We start from the raw sequence: 7,885 nt of genomic DNA on the forward strand, positions 1-7,885 counted from the left end.
GGACTCGCGCACATGCGGGTCAGTGAGCGTGTACCCGCGGCTGCAGGAGCCTTGGTAGGTGCCGTTCTTCTCGCTCTTTGTGAACTCGCTAAACACGCAATCGGTGCAGTGGAAGCCCATGATTCCTTCTTTCGCTTTGGCGCGCGGCGCGCGGCCACCGGGGCATAGTATCCCCCAAACCGCGCCGCTGCCCAAACCAGAGGTGCCGTTGGGCGGGAGAGACGGCGACGAGCGAGCATCGAAGGGGAAACTCACCGAGGACGAGTCCCGGCGATTCGAGCCTCCGAGGGTCGGCGCCGAGGACAAACCTTGGTTGGCCATGACCTGGAGGCGACATGCCTGAGGACCCTGTGAGTGCAGCGATCGAAGACATCGAGTTCCCGTCCGCCGACGGCAGCTCCACGATACATGCCCGGATCTGGCGACCGGCTGCGGTCGGCGCAGGCGCGCGCCTGAAGGCCATTGTGCAGGTCGTCCATGGGATGAGCGAGCATATCCACCGCTACGACGAGTTCGCGCGGTACCTGTGCGGGCAAGGCTACGTCGTCTGCGGGGACGACCATATCGGCCACGGCGCCTCGACCGAGCCGGGCAGGCGCGGTTGTTTGCCCGCCCATGGAGGGGCGGAGGCGCTCATCGCCGACGAGCACACGTTGCGAGGCATCGTCTCCGCGAAGTTCGGCCCCGAGACCCCCTACGTGCTCTTCGGCCACTCGCTGGGCAGCTTCATCGTCCGCTGCTACCTGAGTCGGCACGGGGAAGGCCTCGCGGGCGCGGTCATCTGCGGCACGGGGACCGTGCCTGTGGCGGTCTCCCGCGCGGGGCACGCCCTGGCGCTCGCCATCGCGGCGGCGCGGGGCGAGGATTACCGCTCGAAGCTCCTCGACTCCATGGGCGCAGGCGGCTACGCGAAGGCGGTCCCCGGTCCGACCGGCTTCGAGTGGCTCTCGTACAACGAGGACAACGTGCGCGCGTACGTCGCCGACGAGGAATGCGGCTTCATGTTCAGCGCGGGCGGCTACGCGGCGCTCACGGCGCTCACGGCCGAGGCCTGCTCGAGGGCATGCGCCGCGGCCGCGCCCCATGACCTGCCGCTCCTTTACATCTCAGGAGACGGCGACCCCGTGGGAGACATGGGCCTAGGCGTCCAGGCCGCCGCCGAGCTCGCTCGCGGCGCCGGGTCGCTTGACGTCACCTGCAAGGTCTACGAGCACATGCGCCACGAGATCCTGCAGGAGGGTGGGCGCGCGGAGGTCTTCGCAGACGTCGCCTCCTGGATCGGCGAGAAGGCTGGAGCGGGCGGCCGTAGCGCTGAGCCCGCGGGCGCCGACGCCTGGCGCTGAGGGTCGTCGACAATCGCCGGGGCAGGACCGAAGTCGCGGGAACGGCGACGTCCGGGCCCCGCCGAAGTCGCAGGGCACCAACCAGCTGAGCGAAGGGAAGCGAACATGGGCACACAGAAGTACGTCATCGCGCTCGACCAGGGGACCACGAGCTCGCGGGCGGTCCTCATCGACCGCGCGGGGCGGATGGTCGACTGCGTGCAGCGGCCGTTCCAGCAGATATTCCCCCAGCCGGGCTGGGTCGAGCACAACCCGCAAGAGATCCTCTTCTCGCAGCTCGGCTGCCTCACGGAGCTCATCGCGAGGCACGGGCTCTCGGCGGAGGACATCGACTCCATCGGCATCGACAACCAGCGCGAGACGACCATCGTGTGGAACCCCGCGACCGGCCAGCCCGTGATGAACGCCATCGTCTGGCAATGCCGCCGCACCGCCGGCCTTGTGGACGAGCTCTGCGGAGACCCGCAGGTCAAGGCCATGGTCCAGGCAAAGACGGGACTTCTTCCGGACGCGTACTTCTCGGCGAGCAAGATACGCTGGATCCTCGACAACGTCGACGGCGCCCGCGAGCGCGCAGACGCGGGCGAGCTGCTCTTCGGCACGGTTGACACTTGGCTCGTCTGGGTGCTCACCGGTGGGCTCGTGCACGCGACCGACCCGACGAACGCGAGCCGCACGATGCTCTTCAACATCCACGGGGGCCGTTGGGACGACGAGCTGCTGCGGCTCTTCGGCATCCCGGCGTCCATGATGCCCGAGGTGCGCCCGAGCTCGGGCTTCTTTGGCGAGACGAGCTACCCCGGCCTCCCGGCGGGCATCCCCATCACCGGTGTGGCGGGAGACCAGCAGGCGGCGCTCTTCGGCCAATGCTGCTTCGCGCCCGGCCAAGCCAAGAACACCTACGGCACAGGCTGCTTCATGCTGCTGCACACAGGGCACGAGGCGCGCGCGAGCTCCCACAACCTCGTGACGACCGTCGCCGCGAGCGCGCCCGAGGCCGCGGCCGGCGGGCTGGAGTACGCGCTCGAGGGCTCGGTCTTCGTCGCCGGCGCGCTCATCCAATGGCTCGGCGACGAGCTCGGCATCATCGGCTCGGCGGCCGAGACCGAGGCCCTCGCGACGAGCATCCCCGATGCGGGCGGCGTCTACATCGTGCCCGCGTTCACGGGCCTGGGGGCGCCATGGTGGGAGCCCGATGCCCGCGGGGCGATCTTCGGCCTCACGCGCGGCGCGGGGCGGGCGCAGATCGCCCGTGCAGCGCTCGAGGCGCTCGCCTACCAGGTGAGCGACCTCGCCGCGGCGATGGCGGAGGATGCCGGAGGCGAGCTCGGGGTCCTCAACGTGGACGGCGGCGCCTCGGCGAACAACTTCCTCATGCAGTTCCAGGCGGACCTGCTCGGCTGCGAGCTGCGACGCCCCCAGAACCTCGAGACGACCTCGCTCGGCGCGGCCTACCTCGCCGGGCTCGCGACCGGGTTCTGGTCGAGCACCGACGAGCTGCGCGGCCTGCGCGACGGCGACGACGTGTTCCGCCGCGAGAAGGACTCCGCATGGGCGGATGAGCACCTCGCCGGCTGGCACGACGCGGTCAGGCGGACCATCGGCTAGCCGAGCACCTCGCCGGCGATGCGGGCGGTCTCGGTCGCGTCCTTGGCGTAGAAGTCCGCACCGACCATCTGGGCGTACTCGGGGTTGAGCACGGCGCCCCCGACGATGACCTTGGCCCACGGGGCGTCCTTGCGCAGAAGCTCGATGGTCTCGGCCATCGCGGGGACGGTTGTGGTCATGAGGGCAGAGAGGCCCACGAGCCGCACATGGTCGGCGACGACGGCGTCGACGACCGTCTGGGGCGGGACGTCGCGGCCGAGGTCGACGACGTCGTAGCCGTAGTTCTCGAGGAGCATCCGCACGATGTTCTTGCCGATGTCGTGGATGTCGCCATGGACCGTGCAGATGACGATCTTGCCCTTCGAGGACACCGCGTCGGAGCCCTCCGCGCCGGCATTCGCCTCTTTGATGGCCTCGAAGCCGGCCTTGGCCGCCTCGGCGGACGCCATGAGCTGGGGCAAGAAGAACTTGCCCTTCTCGAAGCGCTCGCCCACCTCGTCGAGCGCGGGGATGAGCACCTCGTTGATAGCGTAGAGCACGTCGTGGTCGGCGAGCACGCGTCCAACGACCTCGGGCATCGGCCCCTTGCGGCCGGCGAGGACGAGCGCACGGGCCTCTTCCTCGGGGGTCTGGGCGCCGGTCGCCGCGGCGGTGCCGGCGCCTGCCGGCGCGGCCTTCTTGCCATCGGCGGCCGCGGGCCCGACGCCCGCCGGCAGCTTGTCCGACCTATCGGCGTAGTGCGCCACGTAGTACTGGGCGCTCTCGTCCTCGCCGGAGAGCACGCGCCACGAGTCGACGACGTCCATCATGCGCCCCACCAGCGGGTTCATGATGGCCATGTCGAGCCCGGCGCCGAACGCCGCCGAGAGGAACGTCGCGTTGACGAGCGGGCGGAACGGCAGTCCGAAGCTGATGTTGGAGAGCCCGAGCACGGTGCGAACGCCCGGCAGCTCGCGCTTGACGCCGGCGATGGCGTCGAGGATGGCGCGCGGGGCGCTCTGGTCGGTCGAGGCGGCCATGCAGAGGCAGTCGATGACCACGTCCTGGCGCGGGATGCCGACGGCGTCGGTCGCAGCGACGATCTTTCGCGCGACGGCGATGCGCCCGGCGGCCGTGGGCGGGATGCCCCCCTCGTCGAGCGTGAGCCCGACGATCGCGCAGCCGTAGTGCTTGGCGATGGGCAGCACGGCGTCGAGGATCTCCTGCTTGCCGTTGGTCGAGTTGATGAGGGCCTTTCCGGGGTAGGCGCGCACGGCCGCCTCGATGACGGCGGGGTCGGCGGAGTCGATCTGGAGCGGCAGCGTGGTCACGCCCTGGAGCTCGGCGACGAGCTCAACCATGGTGGCGCGCTCGTCGATCTCGGGCAGGCCCGCGTTCACGTCGAGGATCTGGGCGCCGGCCTCGGTCTGGCCGATGGCCTCGCCCATGACGTAGTCGTGGTTGCCGCTGCGCAGGGCCTCCTTCATCTTGCGCTTGCCCGTGGGGTTAATGCGCTCGCCGATGACGCCGACCTGGCCCATGCGCAGGCTCGTGACCTGCTGGGGGCCGGCCACGCAGAACCAGTCGCGGACCTCGCGCGGCGCGGGCTCGCGGCCCGCGAGCAGCGCGCGCTCCCCCGCGGTGTACTCCGGCGACGTGCCGCAGCAGCCGCCGACGATGTTCACGCCCGCGTCGAGCATGCGCGCGACCGCCTCGCAGTACTCGGATGGGTGCACGTCGAAGACGGTGCGGTCGCCCTCCACGCGCGGGAGGCCGGCGTTGGCCTGGACCATGACGGGGCACTTGGCCCACGGGAGCATGCGCGCGACCAGCGGCACGAGGTCGTTCGGACCGAGCGAGCAGTTGATGCCCAGGGCATCGGCGCCGAGCGACGAGAGCGTCACTGCGGCGACCTCGGGCGTCGTGCCCAAGAACGTGCGGCCGTCCTCGGCGAACGTCATCGTGACGAAGGCGGGCAAATCGGAGTTCTCCCGCACGGCGAGAAGCGCCGCCTTGGCCTCGGCGAGGTCGGCCATGGTCTCGATGATGAAGAGGTCGGCCCCCGCCGCGGTCGCCGCGCGCGCCTGCTCGGCGAAGAGCGCGTAGGCCTCGTCGAAGGGCAGCGTGCCCATGGGCTCGAGGAGCTGGCCCGTGGGGCCGATGTCCGCCGCGACGTAGCGGGCGCCCGACCTGCGCGCGCAGGCAACGGCGGCGGTGAAGATCTGCTCGACCGTCGCGGCGCCGCCGAGCTTCTCGCGGTTCGCGCCGAAGGTGTTCGTGGTCACGACGTCTGCGCCCGCGGCCACATAGGCGGCGTGCACGTCGGTGATCTCGTCGGGGTTCGAAAGGCAGAGGAGCTCCGGCAGCTCGCCCGCGGCAAGACCGCGCTCCTGCAGCTGCGTGCCCATGGCGCCGTCGATGACGAGGAAATTGCGCCCGTCGAGAACGCCCTGCAGGTAATCGTCGGCGACGCGCAGGCGCCGCGGCTCCAGGCGGGCCTCCGGCCAGGTGCAGTCGAGCTTCTTTGCGTCTGTCATGTGCTTCTCCCCACGTCGGTTTCTGGTCAACCATGCTAGCAGGTGGCGACGCGGCGCGAATTTAAGCGCAGCGACATTTAAAAAGAAGGCCCGCAACTCCTTGCATCGCAAAGAGTCGCGGGCTCAGGCTTCGAATGAGGCAAGAAGTCCTTTTGTCAGCTAGGCAAGAAGCTCACGAATCGAGGCGACCTGCTCGGGCGTGGCCTGGACGGCCGGCTCGAAGATCTTGGTCGAGATGGGAAGACCCTTGACGTTCACGGCAGCCTTGATGGCGGAGACGAACAGGTCGCACACGTCATAGACGGCCATGAGCTTGGAGATGCGCTCGGCGCACGAGACGGCCGTGGCATAGTCGCCGGCCTGGTAGGCGGCATGCATCTTGGCGAACGTCTCGGGCTCCACGTTCGTGAGGCCGCACAGGACGCCGTTGCCGCCGCTCACGCGGTTGACCAGGTAATACTCGTCGAAACCGGAGAAAACCGTGAACTCAGGGTTAACGGCACGCGCGGCACGGATGACCTTGCGCGTGTGGCTGATGGTGTCCACGGTGTCCTTGATGCCGCAGATGTTCTTGTGCGCCGCGGCAAGGCGCGCGACAAGCTCGGGGTTGAGGTCGGTGCCCGTGCGAGCCGGGAAGTTATAGAGGATCACGGGCAGCTCCGTGGCCTGCGCGATGCCCCCGAAGTACTCCTCGGCGGCGGCGTCGCTCGGCCCGAAGTAGTACGGCGATACGGCGAGGACCGCGTCCGCGCCCGCCTTCTCGGAATAGCGGGTGAGGTCAAGGACATTCGCGTAGGTGGTATCGCCCACACCGACGAAGACCTTCATGCGGCCGGCAACGCGCTTGACGGCAAAGTCGACGACGGCCTTCTTGTCCTCAAGGCTCACGCTGTAGAACTCGCCGATGCTTCCGAACAGAAGCACACCGTCGAGGCCTGCATCCGCCAAGTGGTCCAGGTGCTTGCCCCAGAGGTCGAAGTCGATCTTGCCCTCGTCGTCGGTGATGGTGATGGAGGGGCAGAAGACTCCCTCAAACATAGCTGGCTCTCTTTCTGGGGCAAGCCCCGTGGATCAGAAAAAAGTTACTTAATCTTAAGGCCATACGCACGAACAGCATTGTTCATAAAGAAGTTCTCGTCGTCGCCAAATTCGTCACGCAGGATCTGGAAGTGCTCGTCAAAGCTGGAGTACAGCTTTACGACCGGCCAGTTGGAGGCGTAGAGAAGCTTGTGCGGGTCGAAGGTCGCACGGACGAACTTAAGCAGCTCCGAGACGAACTGCTTGTCTGCGGTGGGATAACCCGAGACCTTCATGTAGAGGTTCGGCAGGCTCGCGAACTTCTTCATGACTGACTTCCACTCGGGCGTCAGCGCCTCGACGTTGCCGAGGTGGTTCAGGATGACGGTCTCCTCGGGCGCCTGGGCAAACGCCTCGTAGGCGTCCTCAAGCTCATTCACGCGATTGCAGGACTCGAAGGGCAGGCCCTTCTCGGCCAGCGCATGAAGACCCTCGATGAAGCTCGGCTCGAGGCAGCGGCCCTTGGGCTCGGAATCGATGTGGAGCGGCTCGCGGATGCCGGCGGCAAACGCCGGAACGCGCATCCAGGGAGAGACGTCGCTGCGAAGCATGCAGGCGAGCATCTTTGGGTCGGCGGACTTGATGTCGTAGGCAATCTTGTCCTCAGCCTCGTGATCGGCGCAGTCGACCTCGACGTACACGCCGCCGACGAACTCCACGCCCGCCTGGCGCGCATACTCGGCCTCAAGGTCCTTGGTGGTATAGGTGTGCGTGATCGTGCCGTCCGTGCCCTCGAGCCAAGGAAGGCTCTGGATGTCCAGGTTCCAGACGTGGAAGTGGGAGTCGATTACTTTAAGTGCCATGATGGCTACTTCCTTTCCAGGCCGAGCTTGCTGCCGAACAGGCCGTACCAAGCGACGTACAGGAAACCAGGAACCGCCAGGAGCAGGGCAACGTTGATTCCGGCGGCATCGGCGACGGCACTCATGACGAGCGGGATCAGCGCCGCGCCCACGATCGACATGACAAGCGCGGAGGAACCGGTCTTGACAGCAGAGCCCTGGAACCCCGTGAGGGTGAGCGAGAAGACGACCGGGTAGCCGATGGAGACGAACAGATACGACACGATCATCGCGACGACGGATACCGGACCGAGGCCAAGGAACGCCACGAAGAAGAGCACGGCGGAGGCGGTCATGTAGACACCAAGCAGCTTGCCGGCATCAACCTTGGCCATGATCGGCGTGGAGACGAAGCGGCCCACGGTAAACAGCAGCGACAGAATCGAGAGGTACGCCGCGGCGGTACCGGCGGTCATGCCAGGCCACTGCTGCATCGCGAAGGTGGAGAACAGCGACATTCCGGCAACCTGCAGGCCGATGAAGATGAACTCGGCGAGGA

General features: G+C 67.7%; 6 protein-coding genes. 2 read left to right on the plus strand and 4 right to left on the minus strand.

Annotation, left to right across the window (positions count from 1 at the left end; all coding sequences use genetic code 11):
- Window positions 1-335 precede the first annotated feature (335 nt).
- Both ACT84W_RS03815 and glpK read left to right on the plus strand, forming a co-directional pair.
- Window positions 336-1,343, plus strand: a complete 1,008-nt coding sequence (locus ACT84W_RS03815; RefSeq protein ID WP_444328257.1) for an alpha/beta fold hydrolase — start codon at window positions 336-338, stop codon at window positions 1,341-1,343.
- Between the two features lie 105 nt (window positions 1,344-1,448).
- Window positions 1,449-2,951 (plus strand): glycerol kinase GlpK, encoded by a 1,503-nt coding sequence (gene glpK, locus ACT84W_RS03820; RefSeq protein WP_444328258.1) that lies wholly within the window; start codon window positions 1,449-1,451, stop codon window positions 2,949-2,951.
- On the opposite strand, the gene ACT84W_RS03825 is transcribed toward glpK, so the two are convergent.
- The 4 genes from ACT84W_RS03825 to ACT84W_RS03840 form a co-directional block, all read right to left on the minus strand.
- Window positions 2,948-5,467 (minus strand): homocysteine S-methyltransferase family protein, encoded by a 2,520-nt coding sequence (locus ACT84W_RS03825; protein WP_444328259.1) that lies wholly within the window; start codon window positions 5,465-5,467, stop codon window positions 2,948-2,950. The two genes, glpK and ACT84W_RS03825, sit on opposite strands and share 4 nt — an antisense overlap.
- Window positions 5,468-5,626: 159 nt before the next feature.
- A complete protein-coding gene (locus ACT84W_RS03830; protein WP_444328260.1) occupies window positions 5,627-6,505 on the minus strand; it encodes a dihydrodipicolinate synthase family protein in 879 nt (292 codons plus the stop codon).
- A gap of 44 nt (window positions 6,506-6,549) precedes the next feature.
- On the minus strand, window positions 6,550-7,347 hold the full coding sequence (locus ACT84W_RS03835; RefSeq protein ID WP_444328261.1) for an amidohydrolase family protein: 798 nt from the start codon (window positions 7,345-7,347) through the stop codon (window positions 6,550-6,552).
- Window positions 7,348-7,352: 5 nt separating this feature from the next.
- The coding region (locus tag ACT84W_RS03840; protein WP_444328262.1) for a hypothetical protein at window positions 7,353-7,885 on the minus strand (533 nt) is incomplete at its 5' end.

The organism is Paratractidigestivibacter sp. (assembly GCF_052362415.1).
In the GTDB taxonomy this organism is placed as follows: Bacteria; Actinomycetota; Coriobacteriia; order Coriobacteriales; family Atopobiaceae; genus Paratractidigestivibacter.

Coding starts and splice junctions, on each gene's coding strand:
- ACT84W_RS03835 (WP_444328261.1), bottom strand. CDS start 7,347: ATGGCACTTAAAGTAATCGACTCCCACTTCCACGTCTGGAACCTGGAC.
- ACT84W_RS03815 (WP_444328257.1), top strand. CDS start 336: ATGCCTGAGGACCCTGTGAGTGCAGCGATCGAAGACATCGAGTTCCCG.
- ACT84W_RS03825 (WP_444328259.1), bottom strand. CDS start 5,467: ATGACAGACGCAAAGAAGCTCGACTGCACCTGGCCGGAGGCCCGCCTG.
- ACT84W_RS03830 (WP_444328260.1), bottom strand. CDS start 6,505: ATGTTTGAGGGAGTCTTCTGCCCCTCCATCACCATCACCGACGACGAG.
- glpK (WP_444328258.1), top strand. CDS start 1,449: ATGGGCACACAGAAGTACGTCATCGCGCTCGACCAGGGGACCACGAGC.